The sequence below is a fragment of the Bradyrhizobium genosp. SA-4 str. CB756 genome (assembly GCF_000473125.1).
In the GTDB taxonomy this organism is placed as follows: domain Bacteria; phylum Pseudomonadota; class Alphaproteobacteria; order Rhizobiales; family Xanthobacteraceae; genus Bradyrhizobium; species Bradyrhizobium arachidis.
This window is the reverse complement of record NZ_KI421499.1, coordinates 9,398,664-9,422,268: the sequence shown is the minus strand read 5'-3', so window position 1 is coordinate 9,422,268 and position 23,605 is coordinate 9,398,664. Positions and strand designations below refer to the sequence as shown.

Annotated in this window: 19 protein-coding genes and 1 pseudogene; 15 read left to right on the top strand and 5 right to left on the bottom strand. The window is 56.9% G+C overall.

Annotation, left to right across the window (positions count from 1 at the left end):
• The first annotated feature begins 198 nt into the window (after positions 1 to 198).
• Positions 199 to 477: a hypothetical protein gene (locus tag BRAGE_RS0145620; protein ID WP_027564651.1), complete on the top strand. Its 279-nt coding sequence runs from the start codon at positions 199 to 201 to the stop codon at positions 475 to 477.
• Between the two features lie 81 nt (positions 478 to 558).
• Here BRAGE_RS0145620 and BRAGE_RS0145615 read toward each other — a convergent pair whose 3' ends face one another.
• The 3 genes from BRAGE_RS0145615 to BRAGE_RS0145605 all read right to left on the bottom strand — a co-directional run bounded on the left by BRAGE_RS0145615 (position 559) and on the right by BRAGE_RS0145605 (position 3,486).
• On the bottom strand, positions 559 to 1,251 hold the full coding sequence (locus BRAGE_RS0145615) for a class I SAM-dependent methyltransferase (protein WP_027564652.1): 693 nt from the start codon (positions 1,249 to 1,251) through the stop codon (positions 559 to 561).
• A gap of 80 nt (positions 1,252 to 1,331) precedes the next feature.
• A complete protein-coding gene (locus BRAGE_RS52040; RefSeq protein WP_159073981.1) occupies positions 1,332 to 2,552 on the bottom strand; it encodes a glycosyltransferase family 4 protein in 1,221 nt (406 codons plus the stop codon).
• 97 nt (positions 2,553 to 2,649) lie between these two features.
• On the bottom strand, positions 2,650 to 3,486 hold the full coding sequence (locus BRAGE_RS0145605) for an FkbM family methyltransferase (RefSeq protein WP_027564653.1): 837 nt from the start codon (positions 3,484 to 3,486) through the stop codon (positions 2,650 to 2,652).
• Positions 3,487 to 3,723: 237 nt separating this feature from the next.
• Between BRAGE_RS0145605 and BRAGE_RS0145600 the strand changes: the two genes are divergently transcribed.
• The 8 genes from BRAGE_RS0145600 to BRAGE_RS54060 all read left to right on the top strand — a co-directional run bounded on the left by BRAGE_RS0145600 (position 3,724) and on the right by BRAGE_RS54060 (position 16,295).
• On the top strand, positions 3,724 to 5,688 hold the full coding sequence (locus tag BRAGE_RS0145600) for a hypothetical protein (protein WP_035732120.1): 1,965 nt from the start codon (positions 3,724 to 3,726) through the stop codon (positions 5,686 to 5,688).
• Between the two features lie 120 nt (positions 5,689 to 5,808).
• Positions 5,809 to 7,215 (top strand): hypothetical protein, encoded by a 1,407-nt coding sequence (locus BRAGE_RS0145595; RefSeq protein WP_027564655.1) that lies wholly within the window; start codon positions 5,809 to 5,811, stop codon positions 7,213 to 7,215.
• Entirely contained in the window at positions 7,212 to 9,269 is a 2,058-nt protein-coding gene (locus tag BRAGE_RS51390; RefSeq protein ID WP_063617241.1) for a glycosyltransferase, read from the top strand. The genes BRAGE_RS0145595 and BRAGE_RS51390 overlap by 4 nt, the downstream gene beginning before the upstream one ends.
• Before the next feature lie 115 nt (positions 9,270 to 9,384).
• Positions 9,385 to 10,788, top strand: coding sequence for a lipopolysaccharide biosynthesis protein (locus tag BRAGE_RS0145585; protein ID WP_231164415.1), 1,404 nt, complete (start codon positions 9,385 to 9,387; stop codon positions 10,786 to 10,788).
• Positions 10,789 to 10,958: 170 nt separating this feature from the next.
• Positions 10,959 to 11,705: a glycoside hydrolase family 16 protein gene (locus BRAGE_RS51385; RefSeq protein ID WP_231164133.1), complete on the top strand. Its 747-nt coding sequence runs from the start codon at positions 10,959 to 10,961 to the stop codon at positions 11,703 to 11,705.
• Positions 11,706 to 11,766: 61 nt separating this feature from the next.
• Positions 11,767 to 12,909, top strand: a complete 1,143-nt coding sequence (locus tag BRAGE_RS0145575; protein WP_028146522.1) for a glycosyltransferase — start codon at positions 11,767 to 11,769, stop codon at positions 12,907 to 12,909.
• Between the two features lie 295 nt (positions 12,910 to 13,204).
• Positions 13,205 to 15,424, top strand: a complete 2,220-nt coding sequence (locus BRAGE_RS0145565) for an AAA family ATPase (protein WP_027564658.1) — start codon at positions 13,205 to 13,207, stop codon at positions 15,422 to 15,424.
• A 181-nt stretch (positions 15,425 to 15,605) separates the two neighbouring features.
• The gene (locus BRAGE_RS54060) at positions 15,606 to 16,295 is read left to right on the top strand and encodes a sugar transferase (protein ID WP_084335048.1); all 690 of its coding nucleotides are present in this window, start codon (positions 15,606 to 15,608) and stop codon (positions 16,293 to 16,295) included.
• A gap of 275 nt (positions 16,296 to 16,570) precedes the next feature.
• Here the strand turns inward: BRAGE_RS54060 and BRAGE_RS0145560 are convergent, their stop codons facing one another.
• Positions 16,571 to 17,893, bottom strand: coding sequence for an NAD(P)-binding protein (locus BRAGE_RS0145560; RefSeq protein ID WP_027564659.1), 1,323 nt, complete (start codon positions 17,891 to 17,893; stop codon positions 16,571 to 16,573).
• Positions 17,894 to 18,494: 601 nt separating this feature from the next.
• Between BRAGE_RS0145560 and BRAGE_RS0145550 the strand changes: the two genes are divergently transcribed.
• Positions 18,495 to 19,541 (top strand): acyltransferase family protein, encoded by a 1,047-nt coding sequence (locus BRAGE_RS0145550; protein WP_028146521.1) that lies wholly within the window; start codon positions 18,495 to 18,497, stop codon positions 19,539 to 19,541.
• Positions 19,542 to 20,050: 509 nt separating this feature from the next.
• Here BRAGE_RS0145550 and BRAGE_RS51380 read toward each other — a convergent pair.
• Positions 20,051 to 21,204, bottom strand: a pseudogene (locus BRAGE_RS51380) (IS3 family transposase).
• A gap of 243 nt (positions 21,205 to 21,447) precedes the next feature.
• Between BRAGE_RS51380 and BRAGE_RS54055 the strand changes: the two are divergent.
• The 5 genes from BRAGE_RS54055 to BRAGE_RS0145515 all read left to right on the top strand — a co-directional run bounded on the left by BRAGE_RS54055 (position 21,448) and on the right by BRAGE_RS0145515 (position 23,194).
• Positions 21,448 to 21,648 (top strand): hypothetical protein, encoded by a 201-nt coding sequence (locus tag BRAGE_RS54055; protein WP_231164135.1) that lies wholly within the window; start codon positions 21,448 to 21,450, stop codon positions 21,646 to 21,648.
• Between the two features lie 170 nt (positions 21,649 to 21,818).
• The gene (locus BRAGE_RS57705; protein ID WP_265441384.1) at positions 21,819 to 21,944 is read left to right on the top strand and encodes a hypothetical protein; all 126 of its coding nucleotides are present in this window, start codon (positions 21,819 to 21,821) and stop codon (positions 21,942 to 21,944) included.
• Positions 21,945 to 22,465: 521 nt separating this feature from the next.
• The gene (locus BRAGE_RS57520) at positions 22,466 to 22,717 is read left to right on the top strand and encodes a hypothetical protein (RefSeq protein WP_231164136.1); all 252 of its coding nucleotides are present in this window, start codon (positions 22,466 to 22,468) and stop codon (positions 22,715 to 22,717) included.
• A complete protein-coding gene (locus BRAGE_RS57515) occupies positions 22,662 to 22,925 on the top strand; it encodes a hypothetical protein (RefSeq protein WP_231164137.1) in 264 nt (87 codons plus the stop codon). The genes BRAGE_RS57520 and BRAGE_RS57515 overlap by 56 nt, the downstream gene beginning before the upstream one ends.
• The gene (locus BRAGE_RS0145515; protein ID WP_028146520.1) at positions 22,925 to 23,194 is read left to right on the top strand and encodes a hypothetical protein; all 270 of its coding nucleotides are present in this window, start codon (positions 22,925 to 22,927) and stop codon (positions 23,192 to 23,194) included. The genes BRAGE_RS57515 and BRAGE_RS0145515 overlap by 1 nt, the downstream gene beginning before the upstream one ends.
• Positions 23,195 to 23,605 lie beyond the last annotated feature (411 nt).

Genomic DNA, 23,605 nt, shown 5'->3' with positions numbered 1-23,605 from the left:
TGAGGCACTGGAGTACATCCACAGAATCTCGATTTTCGCCCTAAGTTTAGGCTGTTTTGTGTGCGGCAGGTGTGATCTTGTCGTGTGGATCAGGTTTCGTAGACGATCGATCACCGCCGAGCAAGTTTGCTCGCGGCCCGTGACACACAACCCACCTCAATTCTTCTGAAGAGGCTTCGCACGCCTCGAAGGCACAGCATGGAATACGCTGCAATTGGGCTGGCTATTTTCGGAGCGCTCTTGGGACTCCGCTTCCGATTCCGCGTATTGCTGCCCTTCCTTTTGCTCTTGTTGTTTCTCTCGCTCTTTGTTGCGTTCGAGGAGCGGCTCGGTACAGGTGAAACTGTGCTGCTGATCGCAGCCGTCCAGGTCATTTTGCAAGCCGGCTATGTCATTGGACTCGCAGTCCGCCGCATTTTTCGCGCGACGCGTCACAAGTTGCCTGCGACGGACAAGCTTCCAGTAACGGAAAAGTAGTTAACTCCCGATAACGGCGGCCAGTTGAGCCAGCCCGTGGTGTGATAGCCATGTCTGCGATGGATGCGGCGGCGCATATCCTCACCTCGCAACGACCAGCAGCGAGTAGCCGCCAAGCAACCGGACTGCAAGATCGGGTTCAGCCGCAAAGAGCAACCGGCGCGGCAAGCGCATCAGACGACTAGTCAAGGCTTGATTCGGCAATTCCAGGCGGCTGGCCGTATAGCAATGGTCTACAATCGTGTAACCGCAATCCTCAAGAGTCGCCAGCGCAGACTGTTTGAAGAAATAATGAATGTGGCCCACGTTTCTTCTGAGTTCAGCAATCGGCCACGCTCGCAGAATGGATTGCGCGGATAAATCCAAAGGGATGTGAAAGACCTTGAACGTGCCAAAAGGTCGCAATCGCTTGATGAACGAAATGTAGTCTTCCACATGCTCTATAACATCAATGATAAGCACAACGTCGAATTGCAAGTTGGCTTCGTCCAGCAGGTCCTTTAGGTAAAACTGCGTGTGATGCGTCGCTTTCGGTGCTGCCCGCCGGTATGCATCAGGTGAGACTTCGTAGCCTGACAAGCGCGCTGTAGGGAACGTTCTTTCTAGATTCAACAGAATCTCACCGGTCCCGCACCCGATTTCGCATATATGGTCGTGCGGCAGGTTGTTTCTTCTCATTATGCGTTCGATTTGACCGGCCTTCCAAGGCGCATCTTCCTCGTGCCACGTAGGGTTGTTTTTGCCATAACTGTCCCCTTCGTATAGCTCTTTCATTGTGAAGATCCCTTCTTGCTTAAACTGTCGCGCATCAAGTTCGGCAGATGAAGCAGGGCCGCATCTTAAAAGACAAAAGCTTAATCAACGCGAAGCCGATATCGATCGACCGAGCTGCGCAAACTGTCCGCCAGCTGAGTATACAGTACATTGGCGTCGTAGTGCGTTCGTACGGTCTCGATAGCGGCCCGACCAAGGAATTGACGATTTTTCCAGGCGTCAAGGATGGCTGCTGCCAATGCCTTCACGTCGCCAACAGGGAACAGAAGACCATCGACACCAGGCGTCACAAGCTGCTCGAATGCTCTGATCCGGCTGAGAACCACCGCCGCGCCACAAGCCATCGCTTCTAGCACTGCGAGAGCGACCGCCTCGTTAGCCGAGGGCATCGCATAAACTCCGCAATTGCGAAGAAACTCGCGCACGTCAGATCGACCGAGAAACCCGCGAAATCGAACTCTGTCGGACAATCCGAGACCTACAACAAGCCTATCCAAAACGTCTCTATCCGGCCCTGTGCCCACGATATCCAAGGTCCATTCGTCTGGCAGTTCGGCTAAAGCCCGAATGAGATCGCTGGTTCGCTTTTGCCTGTTCGTCAACCGTGCAATTGTCAGGATAGTCTTCCCCCGCGTTGCGGCGGTGTCGGGAAAGAATTGGGCGACGTCACACCCGTTCGGCTGCAGTCGGGATCGACCACCATAATGCCGAACGACGTCACATTCGCGTTCGGTCTGGCTATAGCAAAGCGCCGCACTCGAAAAGGCCCCGCGCTTGAAGAGCTTTACAACACGGTCCGGCAGCCCGCCGTGATCTGCACCGACTACCGGCACATCGACTCGACCTACCAGATGATCGAACCTTCCACTCCAGTACTCTTGAACGTACAGAAGATCGATCTCGTCCTCTCTCAAGGCTTGGTTAAGGGATTGCATAAAGGCGATCGTGTTCAGCCGTTCCTCGGCATAAAGAGACCAACGCGTCCGGCGGATCAGCCGCTTCACCCATATGCGCTCGATCAGATTGTACCAATCGTCAAGCGGCAAAAACCGGACGGCAATGCCGAGATCCGTGTCATATCTCCCGGCCTCGCGGAGTGACGGAATGTAGAGCAACGGAGTGATGCCATTTTGCTTCAAACCGCGCGCGTAGTACCATGCCCAGTCGTTTCGGTAGCTCGCGAGATAGCTCGATCGCGTCTGATGCAGGACCCAACCGAAAAACCCTTCGAACGAGCTGCAGCTGAGCAGCATTGCAACGTTGATGGAATTTCCCTCACCCATGGGTTCAAGCGCCGACATGGCGAATACACCGCACATGCGTCGCTTGCGCCTGGTTCATCGCAATACGCCCCAGCTCATCGACTGCCGCGCATTGCCGAACAAGGCGAACAAGCGATCAACGGGAGGCCATTGTTCGCGATCCATTTCGGTCGCTCCCCGCACTCGAGCGTACGTACCAGCCATCCCATTGAGAAAACTCTTTGAAAACCCGTGTGTATCCATGCCTTGTCAAAATCGCATCAATTGCCGCCTCGGTCTTCCTGTTCTGCTCGACCGAGATAAGCTCTATTGCGTACCGCGAGAAGTCGAAGGCACGCAGAATGTCGTATTCGCTGCCTTCGGTATCGATGGACATGTAGTCGATCTTCGCAGGCGCGTCGTGATCGACAAGCAGCTGATTGAGGGTCACAGTCTCGACTTGTATTTCCTGGCCCGCCGATCGCACCTCTGCAAAATGATCGCCACCAGCGAACTCGGCGACGCCGCTCAGCTCCGGATCAACAGAGTCCGTTATCAAGAAGCGTACCTTCGTACCCGAGCTTGAGCTGACACAGCGTCGATCGATGCTCGAACTGCGATTTTGCCTAAGCGCCGAATGCCAGAGCGGATTGGGCTCAGCTACAATGCCTTTCCAGCCGTATTTTTTCTCCAATAGCCAGGTGTTACTATTCAAAATTCCATTGGTCGCTCCAAACTCGACAAAAAAGCCTCCGCGCCTCTCGCCAAGCTCATACCCTACCCAGAGGTCCTGGAGTATCTGTGATCGGGATTGATGGCGGTTCAAGAAGCAATACGCCAAAAACCGAACCTCTTCCATTCGGCTAAAGCGCTCGATCTCAACACGTTGCAGGCGGATTGCATTGAACATCATCCTACGGAGCGAAGGACTTTTCGCCGCCCGACTAGCCAGCGACGCAAGCGCCGAAAGACCGCGCTTTGCAAAAACTGTCATCGTCTTGCTCTTAAAATAATTTGCCCAAACAACTCGTCTTCACATCGACCAAGGACATTAGCGCAACTCTCATCAACGCCACTCAGCGTGGTCGATCTTGAATTGGCACGCAAAATGCTACAAGGGATCAGTTCATATGGGCAACAGCTAATTTTGGAACTTTGTAGTGCAGATCATAACTGCAGGCATTCGGTGTTTTAAAGCGGGGTAGTCGTCACCAGTTTGGAGTTTTCGATTATGAGTCCACAGGAACTTGCTGCGTCCATCAGCTCTTCCGGTGCGATCGATCTGATTTCGACTGATGTTTTCGATACGCTTCTCTTGCGAACAACGAGATCCGCTCGCTCACGCATTAGGCAAGGTGAGCATTTGTTCAGCAGATCTCTTGCCGCGCGCGGGTGGCAGATTGAGCCATCGTTGCTGATGACCGCGCGAGCTGCAGCGGAGCGGCTGGCATTTAGGGCCCTCGAAGTCGGCAGATCCGGCGAGGTGCGATTGACGGACGTCATCGGACGGCAACTCAAACTGTTGGGCCTTCCAACCTCAGAGATCCCGGCGAGATTGGCGATCGAGCTGGACGTCGAAAAACGGTCGCTTATCCTAAACCGCCATTTGGCCAACGCTCTGCTCGCGCACCGTCATGCAGGTCGCCGTATCGTTGCCGTCAGCGACACCATGCTGTCGTCTGAAGATGTGCGCGAACTAATTCGTCACTTTTACGTCAGGGATCTCATCGATCAGATCTACACCAGCGCCGATTGTGCACGTACGAAGCGGCAGGGCGATCTATTTCCTCATGTTGCGGAAACAGAAGGCGTCTCGCTGGGCCGCATCCTGCATATCGGCGACGACGTCCGCGCCGATGTCAGGAACGCGTCAGCACACGGCATCACCGCCGTTCATACACCTCGCCCGATTTGGCTTGGCCATCTTCGCAAGGCAAACGGCGCCTTGGCCATGATGAGGGTCGCTCTCTCTTCCAAGACCCGATTTGCAAGACGGCCGCCGGCGACGCTGGAAAACGCCTATGCCTTTGGACATTTCGTCCTTGGGCCGATCGTTACGCAATTTTGCTTGCGCATTTGGCTTTATGCCGCCGAAGTTGAGGCGCACGACAGATCTGCGTTGTTGTTTTGTGCCAGAGGGGGCGTCGGAATTAGGGAAGCCTTCGAGCGGGTGCTCGCAAGACTTTCGCTTCCCTTGGGAATGCGGCGGGACAATATCATGGTTTCGCGACTGGTCGCCGCGCGAGCCGCAATTCTAACGCGCAGTTCTTCAGCGGTTGAGGAAATTTCCCGTGAATTCCGCAGTCGCTCGTTTTCGGACGTAGCGAGCGCGCTTGGCGGACGCCGGTACAGCCTTCCAGACCAGTGGAATAGGCCATTTGCCGCGAGTGACTTTCTCAAAATGCTTTTTGACAATTCCGCCAAAGAGGTGTTGTCCGACATACGGCAGCAGAATGCACTGTTCGAGCGCCACTTTTCAACGCTTCGTAACGATTCCTCACGGATACTACTTTGTGACACAGGCCTTTACGGCAGCACTCAGCGCCTGTTGGCGAGCGCATTTCCCGCACTTAATATCGAAACTATTCAATTCGCGCGGGCGAACTACAAAGAACATGGCGAGGAGCATTTCCAAAAGGTCGCTGGCCTAGTGGTAGAGCGGAATTGCTATAGCCCTCTCGACGTTCACTCATGCGTCCTGCGGTATTGGCATCTCATCGAGAGCCTGTTTGAGCCGGCAATTCCGTCAGTTCGCTTGTTCATGGAAGGCGCAGGGGACGAAGTTGCGGCCAACTGCGGGGACGTCCGGTACGGGTTCATTGATCCGAGCCACAGAAACGATCTCCTCTCGGGAGCACTGAGTTACATCGATGAGCTTTCGATCGAAGGCGCAGCCAAAGCATCGATCGATGCCGAGTTGGCTTGGGTTTGCCTGAAGAAGGCCATCACGCGCCCCACCGCGGGGGTGTTGCGTTGCCTCGACCTTCCTGGCCGATCGGTGGACTTTGGCCGGCCGGATGTCCTGAACGTGTTTGGCCCGCGTCAAGCTCAACCTACGTTTAGCAGATTGGCATCGCTCCGAGATGAACTTTGGCGCGAAGGTGCGATTGCGCGGGAATTCCCCGTACTGAAGCATGCTCTCCTCCCTGTGCTCGATTCCATGCACTCAGTGCGAGCCGTGATAGCGCGCCAATAGTAAAGGCTGCCACCCAACTGGGGAACGATCCCGCGAGTCTGCAGCATCGATTTGGCCAAAACAGTATCTGGTGACGAAGGACGTCATGGGAGCTTCCGGTACAATCAAGGTTAGCGCGCAATGAGTGTGGAACCGATCGGAGTGCTAACTGTCCTGCTCGGTTTGCTTTGCCTGCCTCTCGGCCAGCGCGTCACATTCAGCGTGCTCATCTGCACAACTCTGTTCGGAGCTGCGGCCGCTATTCTGGTCGGCGGTGCGAACATCCAACCAGGCCATCTGTTTCTGGCCTTTGTGTTTGCAATGGCGCTTGCCAGCCGGCGCGAGACCGCGGCGGCAGTCAGAGCCGTTAGCTTCGGCCAGCCCGGCTTTTGGCTGTTGTGCTTGGTCGTTTACGGCATTGGCTCGGCCTTCCTGCTTCCGCGGCTGCTGGCTGGCGGAACGCAGATCGTTCCATTGGGAGCGTCGGAATATGCCAACACCGGGACAACTGTCCCTCTTGGCCCGGTATCGAGCAATTTCACGCAGTCCATTTACATGATAGCCAATCTCACCTGTTTTGGAATGACAGTTGCGATCGGTTCGAGCCACGGCGGCTTTCGGACCATTGTCACCGCGCTATTATGCTATTCTGCGGGCAATGTTCTGCTGGCGATGCTGGACGTCGCCACATACGCGACCGGGACGCAGGCACTTCTCAGTTTCATGCGCAATGCTCAGTACGCCATGCACTTCGACGATGAGGTGAATGGCGCAAAGCGCATCGTCGGTTCCTACCCGGAAGCATCCGCCTTTGCCCGCGCAACACTGGGTGCCGTCGCGTTCACAGGTACGCTCTTTCTTTTCGGCAGGAACGCCACGTTGACCGGCCTTTTGGCTGCCGCCTCGCTCGCTCTCGTCATTCTATCTACGTCTTCTACCGGGCTGGCGGGCGCTCCGTTGGTGCTCTTGATCCTATATATCTCAATGCTGCGGCGTACTGGCTTTGACTCCGCTCGCCCTTTCAGTTCAGCAGCAGCACTATGCGCCCCTGTCCTTCTGATCACATTGATTCTTGCTGTACTTCTCGATGAGAGAGCCTCGGAAATCGTGCAGCGCTACGCGGACACGGTCATCCTCAACAAGTCGTCTTCGACTTCGGCCATCGAGCGCAGCTCCTGGAACACCTATGCGATGCAGAACTTTTTTGATTCTCTTGGATTGGGTGTCGGGTTGGGGACCGTACGCACCTCGAGCCTTCCGATCGCACTCCTCTCAAACGTCGGAATCCCCGGGACGATGTTCTACTGGCTTTTCGTAATGTCGGCGCTGTTCGGGCAACGGAATGCCCCCCATACGTTTGAGGCGGATGCCTGCATTGCAGCCCGGACCGGCTGCCTGGCGCTTATGATAGGAGACACTTTAGCCGCTCCCACGGTAGAGCAAGGCCTACTGTTTTACGCTCTCGCCGGACTTGCGTGCTCCGCCCCTCGTGACCAGCTTGCACCCATCCTGCTCGCGCCCTCCCCTGCATCAGGAGCGAACGTATGAGCTCGTCTGCCAACTTCGGCATAAATGGTCGGTTCTTGACTCAACCGCTGACGGGTGTTCAGCGGTACGCCCATAATGTCAGTGCCGCCATGAATAGATCACTCGCGGCGCGGGGCAAAGAAGCCGCGATCATTGCTCCAGCTGATGCCGCCGATCCGGGATTCCAGTCTATCCCCCTCGTAACCGCCGGGCCGTTTGCTGGGCATCTCTGGGAGCAGATAGTGCTTCCGACGCGATGGCCGGACCGGCTCCTCAATCTTTGCAACACCGCGCCAGTGATCAAGTCCGATCAGGTGCTATGTATTCACGACGCGAACGTCTTTGTAGCGCCGGAGAGCTATCGCTCGCTGTTCCGCACGACGTACCGAACCCTGCAACCGTTGCTGGCCAAGCGTGCTGCCAGGATTGCGACTGTCTCGGCCGCCTCGGCCCGCCAAATTGCTTGTCACCTTCCTGTGCGCGCCGCCGACATTGCGGTCCTTCCAAACGGCCACGAACACGCACTGACTTGGGAGCCAAGTCGCGCCCACATCGCCCCCTCAGCCGTGCCCAATGGACGTTTTGTATTGGCGCTGGGATCGCGCGCTTCTCACAAGAATCTGCAGCTCGTTCTCAAAATTGCACCGGAACTTGCGACGATGAATCTCAGCGTGATTGTTGCAGGGGGAGGCGCGGATATTTACACCCCCGAGAGCCTGACCGGCGCGCAAGGGCTAAAACTGCTTGGCTATGTTACGGATGACGATCTCGCGTACCTGATGGAGCGAGCGTTGTGCTTGCTCTTTCCGTCGTGGACCGAGGGGTTTGGGCTTCCCATCATTGAAGCGATGGCCCGTGGGTGTCCGGTCATTTCGTCCAACCGCGCTAGCATGCCTGAAGTGTGTGGTGACGCGGCCCTGCTTGCCGCGCCCGACGATCCTGCCGAATGGGTTCGACAGGTTCGACAGCTCGCAAGTTCGACGGAGCAAAGAACTGAACTTGTCGGAAAGGGACGCGACCGGCTCCGACATTTCTCATGGGAGAGTACCGCCTCCGGCTATCTCGAACTCATGCACGAACCCAGACGCGCCTCGAGCACACCTACAGTGAAAGCCCAGCCCCTACCGAGCATAGCCGTCGCAGTCGCAACGCGAGGCCGCCCTGAAATCGTCACCGCCACCCTCACGCACCTGCTCCGGAATCAGACCCTGCAGCCCAAGTCCGTTGTCGTCTCCGGCGTCCTGCCGGAGGACGCCGGCGAAGCGGCGGATCTACCGGGCGTTCGAGTTGTCCTCGGTCCTCCTGGATTGCCGGCTCAGCGAAATACCGCCCTCGCCGCCCTGGGTAATGCGGCCGAGGTCGTGGCTTTCTTTGATGATGATTTTGTTGCGGATCCGGACTGGTTAGCGGCCGCCGCCATGATTTTTCGCGACGAGCCAGATGTCATCGGGCTTACGGGCCATCTCCTTGCCGATGGCATTCACGGGCCGGGATTAAGCTTTGACGAAGCGCTGAGCATCCTTGCAGAAAAAAGCGGCCCGCAAGGCTCGATACGGATCGAACCATTTAGCCCATATGGCTGCAATATGGCTTTTCGTGCTTCGGCGATCGGCAATACGAGGTTTGACGAGCGCCTTGTGCTCTACGGTTGGCAGGAAGACAGGGACTTTAGTGCGGCGCTCGTGAAGCGGGGAGGACGCCTGATCAAATCAGCGCGTGCGCGCGGTGTTCATATGGGTGTCAAGGGCGGGCGGGTTGCGGGAGACAAGCTTGGCTATTCCCAGGTGGTCAATCCAATTTACTTGGTGTGTAAAGGTACAATGACCACTCGTCAGGCTGCGAGCCATATCTTTGGGAATGTCGCCAGCAATCTTGCACACTCCGCGAAGCCCGAACCCTTCATCGATCGGCGGGGCCGGTTGCGAGGAAATATTCGTGGCCTCTCTGATGTACTGCGAGGATGCATCGAGCCAGAACGTGCGGCAAAGATCATGGGCGCAGGCGACAAAATGACGTCAGCCACGCAAGTACCTCTCTCAGCGAAAGTCAATAGCGATGGGACTGCAGATTCGTAGTGCGGTTCAGTCCGCAACCTTCCGTAAGGCGGCTTCGTTTGCGATAAGCGCGCAACGTCCGCAACATGCCACGTTGTTGAAAGACTAGGCGGCACTCGTGCTGACTCGCAAGACCATGTTGGGGGCTGCGTGGACGGTCTCGTCCAGGTTGTCTGGCCGACTAATCGACTTCTTTACTCTTCTTGTGCTCGCTCGGCTTCTGACACCTGGTGATTTCGGACTTACGGCTCTCGCAGCTACGTTGATTACGATCGCGGATATGGTGCTCGAGGTACCAACGCTCCAAGCCCTTACACGATTGCCCCGTGTGACGAGAGGTCACCTGGATACAGCATTTACGTTGAGCGCGATCAGGGGCATTGCACTGAGCTCGGTGCTGTTGCTCGCCGCATGGCCGTTTGCACACATCTACAACGACCCCCGACTAATCGCTCTAATTCTAGCAAGCGGGATCGGACCATTAGCGCGCAGCTTCTACAGCCCGGGCATGGTTGAATACGTCCGCAGCATGAGCTTCAAGCAAGTGTTCCTTGCTGAGACCGCCGGCAAGCTCATCGCTACTGCAACCGCATTCGCCTTGGTGTCACTCGGAGCCGGCTATTGGGCAATTGTGGCCGGTGGCATATCTGCGGCCATTGGCGCAACATCGGTGTCGTACCTGTTGGCCCCCTATAGACCGCGCCTGTCGCTCTCCGAACTTCGGGAATTCTCGGCTTTTCTCGGCTGGCTCAGCGGAGCGCAGATCCTAATTGCCTTGAGCTGGCAATTTGATCGCATCCTCCTCGGGTTCTCTTTAAGCAAAGCCGCACTCGGTCAATACACGATCGCCAGCGACCTCTCAGTCATGCCCACGCAAAGCCTGATTGGCCCGGCCATGCAACCTCTCATGGCGGCATTGGCTCAAATCAATCCAAGCACGGACCGACTGCGCAATGCGTATTCGAAGGCATCCCGCTTCACCATGCTCCTTGCGGCGCCAACCTGCATCGGTATGTCTCTGACATCTGATCTGATTGCCGAAGTCTTGTTGGGTCCGCAATGGCACGATGCCGGCCTCTATCTGCGGTGGCTTGCTCTCTCGACCGTCCTTAGTGCCTTCTATCAGCCTCTCCATTCTCTGGCGCTCGCGACCAACCAGACCAGTTTGGTTTTTCGGCTGACCTTCGTTGAACTGTGTTCAAAGGTCATTCTAATGTCTCTCGGTCTGTATTTTTACTCGCTGATCGGGGTCATCGCCGCGCGCGGCCTAGTCTCCTTCATCTTGTTTGTTCTCTCACTCCTTGCCGCCCGGCAACTTGTCGGTACTAGTGCTGCTTCGGAACTAGCCAAACTATGGCAGGTGGCCGCCGCATGCGCAGTCATGACCGTATTCGTTATCGTTTTGAGACATACGCTCACCGAGACACGCATTCCTGCTCTGCTGGAGCTGGGCGCAGTCTCGTTGTTTGGCGGCGCAGTCTATGTCGCTTCGCTGTACGGCTGTGGAATTCGACTCACAAACAGTTTGAAGGCCGTGTGATTCATGACCGGAATGAGCGCAGTTGCTGGTGAGATCCGTGGCTATCATCAATCGGAGCCTGTCCTATGAATGGCCGTATGTTTGCAGGCGGAGGCGCACTCCTCGCCCTGAGTGTTTCGCTCTGTTGTGTATTCGCAGCCGGGTCGCCGCAGTCATGCGAACTCCGCCCCGTGTTGCTCGAAGAGTTCGACGAGCTCCGTGCGTCGGCCAGCCGCATCGGCCCCGCACGATGGACGGCGCATACGCCGTGGGCTGGCGATTTTGGCGATGCTGCATTCGCAAATCCCGGACCAAACGGGCCGTTCAAAGTTGAAAATGGACTTCTTTCCATCACCGCTTCGAAGGATCAAAACGGCCGGTGGACGTCAGGACTCCTGGCTGCAGCCGATGCATCTGGCGCAGGGACCGGAACACGCTACGGCTATTTCGAAGCGCGGATGAAGATGCCTCCCGGCGACGGCAACTGGCCGGCATTCTGGCTTGCTGCCCTGAAGCCGGCGGCGATCACAGACGGCAATGTCGAGATCGACGTCATCGAATACTACGGCCAATTTTCATCTGCCTATCAGGCCGCGACGCACATCTGGTACAAGGATCGGCAGAAGATACGCGGCGAGGCTCAGAAGATCGACATCCCTGCCGATACTCTCATAAACGAGTTCCACACCTTCGGCGTCGATATTTCGCCGAAGGCTATTGTGTTCTTCCTAGATCGTAAGCCCGTATGGACGCAGCCAACTCCTCCCGAACTCGACGGCCCGCTCTATCCTCTTGTGAATCTTGCGCTCGGTGGAGGGTGGCCGATCGACCGCACCCCCAATCCATCCACGCTTCTCATCGACTACGTTCACGTATTCGCACGCGATGCAGGCCCTCCCGAGGGCTGCCCTCGGGGTCCCGCCGTGCTGCCTCCCTGAGTCCCGCGCGTCGTCTCCAATGGGAACGAACCGACTTATCTTGCTTGGTGAAATGATGCCATTGAAAGTCGCCATCATCCACTATTGGCTCGTTGGAATGCGCGGCGGCGAGAAGGTCGTTGAAGCGCTATGCGAAATGTATCCAGGCGCAGACATCTACACACACGTCTATGTCCCGGAGATGGTCTCTGAGACTATTCGCAAGCATCGCGTCGTTCCGACATTTATAAACAGGCTTCCTCGCGCGCGGCACTTGTACAAGGCCTACCTTCCTTTGATGCCGATGGCGCTCGAGCAGCTTGATCTGCGGGCGTATGACTTGATCATCAGCAGCGAGTCGGGGCCTGCGAAGGGCGTCATGGCCGCGCCCGGCGCATTACACGTCTGCTATTGTCACACACCCATGCGCTACATCTGGAACATGTTTCACGACTATCGGCAGAGCGCAGGCTTGCTCACCCGTTTGGCGATGCCGCCACTTGCGCACTATTTGAGGCTTTGGGACGTCTCCTCAGCCGTCCGAGTTGACAGCTTCGTTGCAAATTCCGCAACGGTTGCGGCGCGCATCCGCCGCTACTATGGCAACGATGCCACCATCATCCACCCGCCCGTTGACACCAAGGCATTCTCGCCGGTGCCATACTCCGAGGTGGCGGACTACTACTTGATGGCCGGCGAGCTCGTCTCCTATAAACGGCCCGACCTTGCGGTACGCGCCTTCAATGAATTGAAGCTGAACCTGGTCGTAATAGGCGGCGGCGAAATGCTTGCTGAAGTCCGCCGCCTTGCCGGACCGACAGTCTCAGTACTCGGACCGCAGCCGTTTGCGATCCTTAAACACCGGTACGCGCGCTGCCGCGCATTGATTTTTCCCGGTGAGGAGGATTTCGGAATGGTTCCCGTCGAAGCCATGGCGAGCGGCCGTCCCGTTGTTGCGTTTGGACGCGGAGGCGCGACGGAAACTATCGCAAGAGATCTGACCGGCGTTTTCTTCGATGAGCAAACCGTCGATGCGATCGCGGATGCCGTTAGTCGACTTTCTGCCATGGAATTCGACTCCGACGCCATCACTGCTCACGCCGAGCATTTCAACCAAGAGCAATTCGTCCGGAAGATGCGAGCCCATATCGATACCCTCCTCTCGCAGCGCGATCCACAAAACCTGCGGTATCAATCCTCGTTTCGCCAGTGGGCCGCCACCTGAGGGACAGCCGCACCATCGTAAACGTCATCGGCCTGTGTGGACCCGCCTTAGACTGCAACCGCGTTTTGCTAGGACTCATTGGGCGGCATGGGTTCTCGGCAACCGGCGCCGCGTTGATCAAGCAGCAGGCAACGCTGCACTTTCTTTGTGCTCCGAACGCGCGAGTTGATCAGCAATACTGGCTTGTACAGAGCTGCCCCCAGATGGGCTTGTATTCGGCCTTATTTCAGGACGCAGATCTCATTTGAAGACGTGATCTAGAAGACTGATTTGATTAAGTGAGGGCAGCAGCGCGATGAACATTGCCGGCGACCTTCGGCCCCTCGTTGGCTTGGCAGACAGTGGCTTGGATGCCCAGACGAAGTCGTTGCTCCAATTGCGGGACTTCCTTCGTCGCGAGTGGCGTCTCATCGCTTTCGTGACAATTTTTTCATCGGCGCTTGGAGCCACTTATGTCGGATTCGCCCCGCGCAAATTCACTGCGCAGACGGACATGTTCGTAGACACCAAAGGTATCACGGCGCCCCAGTCTGAAACCTCACAGGAGACCCGTGGTGTCGACGACTCGATCGTCGAAAGCGAGATTGAAACCACAAAATCGGAAAAGGTCGGCAAGTCCGTCATACGCCGGTTGCATCTCACCGAGGACCCCGAATTTGTTGGACCTGCCCACGGCCTCCTCGGCCGCGCTGCCGGACTATTTGGACTGGCTACGAAGTCTGATGAGCGTCTCTCCCCTGCCGAGCTGGAGCGTCGAGCACTTGCAAACCTCAATGACAATCTACGTGTTACGAGATTGGGCCGCAGTTATGTCGAACAGATAGCCTATACTTCCTTGGACCCTGACAAGGCTGCGCGAATTGCAAACGCATTCGCCGATGCTTACATCGAATACCGGCTGCAGGCCAAGTATGAGGCCACGCGCCGCGCGAGCGCTTGGCTGGAAGAACGGATCAGCGAACTTCGCCAGCAGGCAAGCAACGCTTACAAGGCGGTTCAAGATTTCAAGGCCGAGAATGGCATCATCATCGGAGTAGAAGGGAAGCTCGCGAGCGAGGTTGAGCTCGACCAACTGGGCGTGGCGCTCGCAAAAGCCCGCGCCGATACAAGCCAAGCGCGGGCAAAGCTGGATCGGATACAGCTCATACTTGAACAGCGCCCGGAGAAAGAAAACTTCGCCATTCCCGATCCGGTTGTTACGGACGCTCTTAACAGCCAAGTCATCACCAAGCTTCGGCAGAAATTCCTTGAGAATCAAAATCGGCAAGCTGAATGGAGTGTCCGGTACGGACCCGATCACGAGGCAGTGAAGAATCTGCGTTCGGAAATGGCAGCGCTGCAACGTTCGATTTGGGACGAAATTTCGCGTATCGCGGAGAGCTATAAAAGCGAGCTGCAGATCGCCAAGTCCCAGGAAGACGCCATCGATAAGCGAATGCTCGAGATCTTCCAACAGTCTGGATCAACACGGCAGGCGCAGGTCAGGCTCCGCGAACTGGAGACTGGAGCAAATACCTATCGCGGAATTTACGAAGCTTTCTTGTCACGGTTTACGCAGTCGGTTCAACAGCAATCATTCCCGTCAACGGAGGCTCGCGTAGTTACCGAGGCCTCGGCTCCGAGTAAGCCGAGCTCGCCAAAGGTAGGAATCACTTTGGCTTTCGCCATGATGTGCGGATTGGGGCTTGGCGCGCTGAGCGCAATAGCCCGCGAGCAGTTCATGCATCGTCGGGTGCATACGCGTGATCAGCTTGAAACGCTGTTGGGGACGAGCTGCCTCGCCGCTTTTCCTCAATTATCCAGACTCAAAGCTAGATTACGCGGAAGGTCCTCAGCGTTTCGCCAAATCAACGAGGCGCCTCCTTTCTCAGCTACCGCTGAGGCGCTACGCTATATCAAAGTTGCGATTGACCTTTATCCCGGCGAGGCCAAGGTCATTGGCATCACCTCGGCGCTCCCCGGCGAGGGCAAAACAACGGTCGCGGCTGCGGTTGCAGCTTTCCTGGCAAAGACCGGGGCGCGCACGCTCGTCATTGACTCCGACTTGCGCAGTCCCGCTCTGTCCCAAACGCTCGGTTATATCGATGAACGCGGGTTGCAGAAGATGGCTGCTGAGGGTTTGGCAGTGGCCGACGTCGTCATCCCTGATCCCAACTTCAGATTCGATGTCATACCGTCCCCCGCTACTGCGAGGCCCTCGAACAGCTCCGACGTTCTCAGTGCGCCTTCGATCAGGAAAGAACTGGAAAGGGCCCGCCAAGACTACGACTATATCCTATGCGATCTGCCGCCGATCCTACCGATCGTTGACGTAAAGGCCGTCGCGGGGCTGTTCGACGCGTTTATCATGGTGGTGGAATGGGGCAACTCGACCGATGAGGTTCTCAAAGCCGTTCGTTCATCTCCACTGCTTTCGGAGCGACTAATTGGAGCGGTCCTGAACAAGACTGATGAGACCTTTATGCGTCGCTTTGAGGGATATTCCGATCGGCGCTACGCCTACTACACGAAATAGCTCACAGCGCCGAAAACGTTGATCACAACCTCAAGCTAAAAAAGACGCTGCTGCTGCTAAAACTTTAACCTTGCGTTAACCGATCGGCAGCCGCAAGCTTCGCACTGCAAAACACGAGGAAGAAAATCTCGAGCTGTCTATTTTCAAGAGTAACATAAGTTCTGCTTGATGGAGTACCGCAATGGCCGATTTGGTCGATACTCGCGGCAAGCTGTCTTTTATCGTCGAGACGCCTCATCCGGCGCAAACGGTGAAGTGCCCCACAGGTTCAGCAACGAAGAGAGTGCTGGACGTTCTGATAGCAATTTTCGGTGTGCTGCTGTTATCTCCCCTATTCTTAATCTGCTACACGGCCACAGTACTTTCTTCGCCAGGGCCAGCACTTTTCCGCCACCGGCGGGTCGGTTTCAATGGCGAGACTTTCGCTTGCTTGAAATTTCGCACTATGGTCCCGGACGCGGCCGAACGACTGCAGCGATTATTGGACTCTGATGCTGCCGCCGCTGCTGAATGGAACGCCGCTCGCAAACTGCGTTGCGATCCCCGGGTAACGGCCATCGGCTCTTTGATGCGGAAATCCAGCCTCGACGAATTACCCCAATTGCTTAACGTTTTACGCGGCGATATGAGCATCGTCGGACCGCGGCCAGTAACCGAAGAAGAACTGGTTCGCTATGGGCACAATGTCGATGCCTATCTTGCATGCCGGCCAGGTATTACTGGACTCTGGCAAGTGAGCGGTCGTAGTACCACCACGTATGGCAGGCGTGTGGCGTGTGACACCTATTACGCCCGAAACTGGTCCATAGTACTCGACACCAAGATCATGCTCGCAACAATACCGGCCGTGTTCGAGGATGGAGCTTACTGACTCACCGCTTCGAACGGTATTCGATGGGAACTGGATGAGGATCGGAGAACAGAGTTGAGCGCAGATCCTCCAACCTCTATAGATCCAGCGATCTTCGAAGCCGTTTGCGCTAAATGCGAAACTCTGGCCGTCACATTTCAACGCGCCGAGGGTGCGCTCGACAGCACGCCGGTCTTTTGCAGCAACTGCGGTCGTTTGCGCGGCTTAATGGGAAGCATCAGAAAAATGGCGCATGAATCTGCGGCTCCCCACTCTTCTGGCCTTCTGAACCAGCCCTAGCTGGAGCTCTCAGGAGATCGACGCCGAAGTGCGGCTTCCGCCTTCAAGGTCGAATCCCGAGCCGTTGGTTGATAGTCAAAGCTGCCTTGGCGTCCGATGGACTCAATTCCGAGTTTAGCGAGGACAGCCATCGCGTGCTTAGCGTTCTCATCAGCGTTCTCAGTGTAAATCGGATATGCATTAGAAAGCAGGTGAGAGCCCTCCAGGCGAAGGTCACCCAAAAACAGTCGATTGGCTTTTGTATGCTCTCTGAAATCGCGGTCAGCCGCGCCAGCGTCCCGAGCAACATGCTCAGCATTGAGTTCTACTGAGAAAAATTCGCGCCCGCCGCACTTGCCGTAGAAATCGGAGTGCATCGTGAGGCGTTTCCACGCGCCCTTGCTCGAAAAGTTATACAAGATCGATTGCTTGAATCCGCGTTGACCCGAGTAGCTGTAAAAGAGGCTCAGTAATGTAACCGTTTTAAGCTCTCGTTGCGCCTCTAGACCGCATAGGGCCTGAACCTGAAATAGAGGGATGGTCGACACCAGACGCTCCCCGACTATCCGGCGGTCGCCCACGGCTATCGAAAACCTTCCATCATGGCTCTCAAGGCGGCCCATCTTCACGCCCAAGAGAAAGCGTGCGCCCTGAGCCTCGAGCCGCTCCCTTGCCTTGTGATAGAGGTATGAAAACCCCTCCCGCGGTCGAGCGAGTTGTTGATTGGCCGGCGACGAGGGGGCAGGCGAAACGCAGCGCCGAAGGAGGTTGCGGAGACGTGCGTGCTCCTGGATCCAGAGCATCCTCTTCTCCGCAAACTTGGCGTCTACTTTGTCGGCTGGAAAACCATAAAACCGATCCAAATAGTAGCCGAGTCCTGAGCGCATCAACATCCGCGCGCCAATCCAGAAGGTCGCAAAGTCTTCTGCACTGCGAATGTGGCGACGAGACAGACGAGCCACGATAATGGAGCCTAAAATCAGAATCCATTCGATCGGACCAGCTCGCAACAGATCATCCGCGATGGACAGCGGGTAGTGAGTCACAAATCCTTGTGGCGTCAGACGGCCCCACGATGGACTAATCGGGATATAGAGCGGCAGCAGTTCCGGAAAGTGCACCAACAGAGGAGAGTCGTCCTGGAAGATGTAGCTGCCCACATCGAAGGTATAGTCTCCGACTTTGCAGTCGATGTGATTGCCGCCGAGCCAAGAATATTCATCGATGACGAGCACGCTCCGCGCGCCTTGCCGCTGTGAAATTGAGGCAGCAACCAGGCCGCTAATTCCAGCTCCCAGAACGACCGCGTCAAACCGCTCACAGTCAATGCTATCAGCCATCAGAGCGACATGTTCAAAAAAGTCATCCCTTAAATCAAGGTAGTGAACCGCACCTCGAGAAAAACAACCAGCATAGTCGATGTAATTCCCAAAAGACGCGGCAGAGAACTGACAGCCATCGAACGACGAGTAAAACTAGTTTCGCCGTCAGCGTAGGTTGGACCGTTCAAGGCAACTCGGACTTCTCCGTTCATGAAAGTCTGGAGGCCTCTGCCAATCAGCAAGCCTACCAATCCGACTGTTTCGTGGGCGGCCGATTCGACAAGCTCCGAGTACATCAATTCCGACAGCTAGAATAGCTCCGCAAGATGCCGACGGAAATCCCTACCGATGCGCAATCATTATGCGGTCCGGCGAAAGAAGAAGGCTATTCGTTATGGGTGGCGGCGGGGTGACTGGACCACCGCCAAGGAGTGGCTCAATTTTGTGCATTGAGCGCCTATGATATCGCCTAGCCTCTTCGAGAGAGCGAATGCATTCTATCCGCATTTGAAAGATGCGGTCTCGACGCCGACGTTGGCCATCACGCCGCGTCGATCTAATCGCTTGATGCGGGTAATTTTTCACGGGTACGTAGTCGGCCAGAATATCGAGGTATTGATTGACAGAAGAGAGGTTTGAAGTGCTAGACGCGCTTCGGGGCTTCGCCGCCATTGGCGTCCTGCTCTTTCACCTTTCGATTGTCGGTGCACCGCAGTTGGCACCTCATGGCTATCTGGCGGTGGATTTCTTCTTCATGTTAAGCGGGTTTGTGCTTTCGCACTCCTATGCGAAGCGTCTTCAGTCTCGCAGGCTAACCGTCGCCAAATTCCTTCAAATTCGCTTGAAGAGGTTATTGCCGCTTAGCCTGTTAGGGCTCTTGTTGGGAACTGGGTATTTCTTGCTTCGATTGGCGATGCAGAAATATTCGCAATACGCACTTTCTGACATTCTCGCTGGGACAGCCTTCAATGCGGCTTTGCTGCCAAAGCCCTGGGTAAGTCAGGCTCCTACAGATACGACATTTCCCACCAACACTCCGATGTGGTCATTGTCATTTGAAATCGCCGTAAACGTACTTTGGGCGGCGCTGATATCCCGGGTCGATACAAGGTGCGCCTGGGCAATCGCTGCTGTCACGGGCGGACTGCTTACCCTGATGATCTTCAAAAACGGCACCGCCGATCTCGGCGCCACATGGACGACGTTTTTCGGAGGTGCCGTACGCACCCTGTTCGGCTTCTTTGTCGGCGTCCTGGTCTGGTATTATCGGCCCAGACCATTCCTATCAACATTCCTGCTCTTGCCGATGATCCTTCTGCTTGCGACGGTCTTTTGCTTTCCGATCAGTAGTTCTGTGCTCGATGCTGTTTCGATCGTCCTTATCTTTCCACTTCTTATGTGTCTGTCCGTCGCGTGCCATCTCCGGCGAAAGCAGCGTCTCCTGAGCGAGCTAGGCCGCCTTTCTTATCCACTCTACGTCATTCACGTTCCAATTCTCATGTCGGCGGTCGGATTGCTCAAGGCCACTCATCTTGAGCAGACGGCTTCTTGTTACCTCTTCGCGCTAGTCCCAATTTGCATTCTGGTGGCGATCGGTTTGGACAAGTATTACGATCGCCCGATCGCCTCGGTTCTTGGAAAACAACGAATCCGATCCGCAATGTAGCTTCAGAGCTGCCACGCCTGCGGTCGCAGGTGCCTCCGATGAAAATCCGTCGCTTCAAAATGACGCGTTTGAAAAATCATATACTCAAACGGTTTTGCCGGCTAAGTCAGTGAAAATGGTGGGTGCACCAGGGCTCTAAGCTGGGCCCCCCTGATTAAGAGCCGATTGGTCCCATCCCAAGAGGTCGCATTTTGGAACGAATACAGCGTAGGTAGCTGCGCGAGTGCACGGAAGCTGCGCTTCCCGACCAATCCGCCTGCTTCAAAAGGTCTGTTCACGTTGACCTGCGCAGGATTTCCCTTGATCTCCTGGTGCACACGTCGCGCACACGCCGCCCTTTAACTGATTGAAAAACTTGAACTCTCGCTCTAATCCATCATGCGCAAGTTTGAGCTAACAGCACCAGTTAGCTCGAAGCCAATGAAGAGTGGTCCGTTTTGCCGCAACAAGAGGACTCCCCCGCACAGGCCGCTGTAGTATGAGCTGCTGCCGGTTTGATGGACACCAGGTTAAGCTAATCCCACCTTACGCTCGAACTCAACCGGGCTGAGATAGCCGATGGTCGAGTGCCTGCGGATCGTGTTGTAAAATCGTTCGATGTAGTCGAACACATCGGCTCGTGCCTCGTCTCTAGTCCTGTAGGTTTTGCCTTCCGTCCGTTCGGTCTTGAGCGACGAGAAGAAGCTCTCCATCGCCGCGTTGTCCCAGACATTACCGGAACGGCTCATGCTGCAGATAATGCCGTGGTCGGCCGTCAAACGCTGGAACTGCTCGCTGGTGTACTGGCTGGCTTGGTCGGAGTGGTGCAACAGTGCTTCCGGCTTGCCGCGTCGCCAGACGGCCATCAGCAGGGCATCGGTCACCAACTGAGCTGTCATGGCGGCGCTCATCGACCAACCCACCACCCGGCGTGAGAACAGGTCGATCACTGCTGCGACGTAGAGCCAGCCCTCGGCCGTCCAGAGATACGTAAAGTCGGCGATCCACTTCTGGTTCGGCCGCTCAGTAATGAACTGCCGGTCAAGGAGGTTCGCCGGCACGGCCTCGAGCTGTCGATCGCCGCTGTCCTTCGGCAAGCGCCGGCTTCGCGGCCGCGCCCGCAAGCCTTGCAGGCGCATCAGTCGTTCGATTTGATGGAGGCCACAGTCCGCCCCATCGGCAAGCAGATCACGCCACACCCAGCGCGCACCATAGGTGCGGTCGCTCGCCATGAAGCTTGCCTTCACCTTGCCGCCGAGCTCTTCGTCGCTGCGGGATTTGGCGCTGGGCGAACGATCAGCCAGGCATGGAAGCCCGACCGCGACACCCCCAGCGCATCGCATAGCCATGCCACCGGCCAGATCGCCCGGTGCTTCGCGATGAAGACGAACTTCATGTCGCTTCCTTCGCGAAGAAGGCTGCGGCCTTTTTTAGGATATCCCGCTCGGCCTTTAACTTGGCGACCTCACGGCGCAACCGCTCGATCTCCTGCTGCTCCGGCTTCATCTGCCCGTGGCCGGGAAAGGCCTGCACCGGATCAGAGCCGAACTCTTTCACCCTTTTGCGCAGAACGTTCTCATGGACATCCAGGTCGCGCCCGGCCTGCGCCACCGACATCCCCACGCTCCCTAACCAGCTTGACCGCCTCGATCTTGAACTCGCGACTGAATTTCCGTCTCTTCATCGCCCACCTCCGGCTTCATGAAACACCAATCTCGGAGTCCATCAAACCGGCAGCAGCTCAAGCCTCGTCAGGACAAGGTTGTAGGCATCGAGGAGTGGCTTCGCTCTCCGGCAGTTCAGCCGTCAACTTCGTCAATGCGCTCATGGCCCGCCCCTGCAAAGATGATAGCGTGTTGCGAGCGCCACCACAGTATCCTGTGTTAACGAGTTGAGCGGCGTGCTACGAAGCTTGATGGACAGGGCAATGCTGCTGCGCCACCTATACGAAGCGGAACGCCACGTTGCAGAAGTCGAGCGGCACCTTGCAAGGCGGGAAGAGTTGGTCGCTGAGCTTCATCGCGATGGTCAAGACACGAAAGCGGCTAACGAGATTCTTTCCACCATGCGGCAATCACAGGCGCTTCATCTTGAGCATCGCGACCACATCATTCGTGAAACTGAATGAGCCGCGTTAGGTCGAGTGCCAAGGGGCGGCTGCTCCCGCTGTCCCAATGCAGATAGAGCCCTTCGTTTCGTAAATATCGAAGCCCCCCTACGTCGCAGTTGCAAAACAACGAATTCGCGTGTGGCCTACTTCACAACGAACGCCGCACCCATTTGTCTAGACTTGGCCCCATGTGGAGCATCGTCTTTCGTGCGCTGATCGTTGTCGTGGTCGTGCTGGTCGCGATAGCCGCCATGCATGGCGGTCCGTTTACACCGCTTGCCACCGCAGAGATGCCAGCTGTCAACGTGCCGTGACGGACAGGAGTCAAGCGCTACCGAACGCGTGAATCGTGTGGCACTCCATATCTTTCAAGGCGCTCAACGCCCGCCTGTCGCTCAGTTCTCCCAGCCACAGGACCAGCAAAACATAGGCGAAGATCGTAGCCGCGAGGCCAAATAGAGCCGTCGCATACTTCAAAACTGCGGCGGCGACACCACCGTTCCTGTCGCCCCAGACAGACTCGCTCGCAATCTTAAGCAGTTGCAGTAGGCGGCCCGCCTAGCCGGGGGTTACCTTGAACGGCACGACCACCCGGGCCGTCGTTTCGTTGCCGTCTTCATCCCAGCGGCACAGAATCCGTGCCCAGCGGCACAGATTCCAGCCTGAAGCCAGCGATGACACCTTTCGCCATCGTTGGCCCCGGTGCACTCCAACGTGAATGATTTGCTCTCTCCCTTTCCGGAAACACTCACGCCGAAGGACACGTCTATGGCGCCGTCCAAATCGATCGCCCCTTACCGCGGTCTCCCTCCCAGCCGGAATGATGGATAAGGCCATGAACACCCTCACCTGCGGCCGCAGCGACAACCCGCATGGGGAGACCTGGCACATCTATTTCAACGACGTCCGCATCGGGACGATCGGTGAGCGCGCCGGCGTGCCCGTTCACGCCGATCAATGGGCATGGTCCGTCGGCTTCTATCCGGGCATGGAGCCGGGCACGCAGCGGAGCGGAATCGCCTCGAGCTTCAATGCCGCCCGCGAGGCCCGAGGCGGCATGGTCCGCCCTGCTCCCCGCCATCCCTGAAACCGCCTTTGCCGAATGGCGCAGCGATCGCGACTGGCGCGCCGAGATGGCGGAGAAACGCGCCCGCGGCGAGAAGCTCGACAGCGAGATCCGGAGCACGCTGATGCGCTGCGTCTGCGGTACGACGTTCGACAGCTGGAAGCCGACCGAGAGCTATGCGCACCGCGCCCACATCTATGCCGCGCAGGCGGCCGGCAGGATCCATTGATGAAGCAAGCCGAAGGTCGCCCCTACGCCGATCCGGAAACCGCCGCGCGCAAGCTGGTGGAGATCGCCGCCGCCACGCCGGCCGTGCAGGACGGCCGGATCTACATCGAGCGGATCAACGCGCAGTTCGTGGCCCTCTTGAAAGGCAGCCGCGGCCATCCGGAGTTCGGCGCCGGTATCAGGTACGCCGTCGAGCACGGCTGGCTCGAGCTGCACGAGAGCGGAACTTACGTCAGGCTGCTCAACAAAGACGGAGCGCGGCCCTTCTGAAAGCGAGCCATGGGGTGCTGTTTGACACCCGCAGATTAAATTCTGGACACTCTATCATTTGAGACTCCGGGAGTGAATCCCGGGCGGGACGCGATCAACCGGCGTGCCGCATTGAGTATGGTGCGTCGGGCGGTCTCGGTGCGTCTCGGTACAGCCCGGAGGTGCCCGGGGCCGTCCGTACCCGCACAGGGGAATTAGGACACCAGATGTCGCCGGACTTCGCCGGGCAGCATGTTCAATGAAAGCTGTCAAGTCCGCATCCAACTCCCGTTCAACTAGGCTCGCTGCCCAGCCTTCGGGGATGGCGTCGAGCACTCGATCCACAGCGGCGCCTCGCTCTGTCGCTGCTACCCAGAGCTGGCGCTGTCGGTTGTGACCCGAACCAAATAAACCCGTTGCATCATAACTACC

What these genes read in the sequence shown, in the direction of transcription:
- BRAGE_RS0145620 (WP_027564651.1), top strand. Translation starts at nt 199, where the DNA reads ATGGAATACGCTGCAATTGGGCTGGCTATTTTCGGAGCGCTCTTGGGA.
- BRAGE_RS0145615 (WP_027564652.1), bottom strand. Translation starts at nt 1,251, where the DNA reads ATGAAAGAGCTATACGAAGGGGACAGTTATGGCAAAAACAACCCTACG.
- BRAGE_RS52040 (WP_159073981.1), bottom strand. Translation starts at nt 2,552, where the DNA reads ATGTCGGCGCTTGAACCCATGGGTGAGGGAAATTCCATCAACGTTGCA.
- BRAGE_RS0145605 (WP_027564653.1), bottom strand. Translation starts at nt 3,486, where the DNA reads ATGACAGTTTTTGCAAAGCGCGGTCTTTCGGCGCTTGCGTCGCTGGCT.
- BRAGE_RS0145600 (WP_035732120.1), top strand. Translation starts at nt 3,724, where the DNA reads ATGAGTCCACAGGAACTTGCTGCGTCCATCAGCTCTTCCGGTGCGATC.
- BRAGE_RS0145595 (WP_027564655.1), top strand. Translation starts at nt 5,809, where the DNA reads ATGAGTGTGGAACCGATCGGAGTGCTAACTGTCCTGCTCGGTTTGCTT.
- BRAGE_RS51390 (WP_063617241.1), top strand. Translation starts at nt 7,212, where the DNA reads ATGAGCTCGTCTGCCAACTTCGGCATAAATGGTCGGTTCTTGACTCAA.
- BRAGE_RS0145585 (WP_231164415.1), top strand. Translation starts at nt 9,385, where the DNA reads ATGTTGGGGGCTGCGTGGACGGTCTCGTCCAGGTTGTCTGGCCGACTA.
- BRAGE_RS0145565 (WP_027564658.1), top strand. Translation starts at nt 13,205, where the DNA reads ATGAACATTGCCGGCGACCTTCGGCCCCTCGTTGGCTTGGCAGACAGT.
- BRAGE_RS54060 (WP_084335048.1), top strand. Translation starts at nt 15,606, where the DNA reads ATGGCCGATTTGGTCGATACTCGCGGCAAGCTGTCTTTTATCGTCGAG.
- BRAGE_RS0145560 (WP_027564659.1), bottom strand. Translation starts at nt 17,893, where the DNA reads ATGGCTGATAGCATTGACTGTGAGCGGTTTGACGCGGTCGTTCTGGGA.
- BRAGE_RS54055 (WP_231164135.1), top strand. Translation starts at nt 21,448, where the DNA reads ATGCTGCTGCGCCACCTATACGAAGCGGAACGCCACGTTGCAGAAGTC.
- BRAGE_RS57705 (WP_265441384.1), top strand. Translation starts at nt 21,819, where the DNA reads ATGTGGAGCATCGTCTTTCGTGCGCTGATCGTTGTCGTGGTCGTGCTG.
- BRAGE_RS57520 (WP_231164136.1), top strand. Translation starts at nt 22,466, where the DNA reads ATGAACACCCTCACCTGCGGCCGCAGCGACAACCCGCATGGGGAGACC.
- BRAGE_RS57515 (WP_231164137.1), top strand. Translation starts at nt 22,662, where the DNA reads ATGCCGCCCGCGAGGCCCGAGGCGGCATGGTCCGCCCTGCTCCCCGCC.
- BRAGE_RS0145515 (WP_028146520.1), top strand. Translation starts at nt 22,925, where the DNA reads ATGAAGCAAGCCGAAGGTCGCCCCTACGCCGATCCGGAAACCGCCGCG.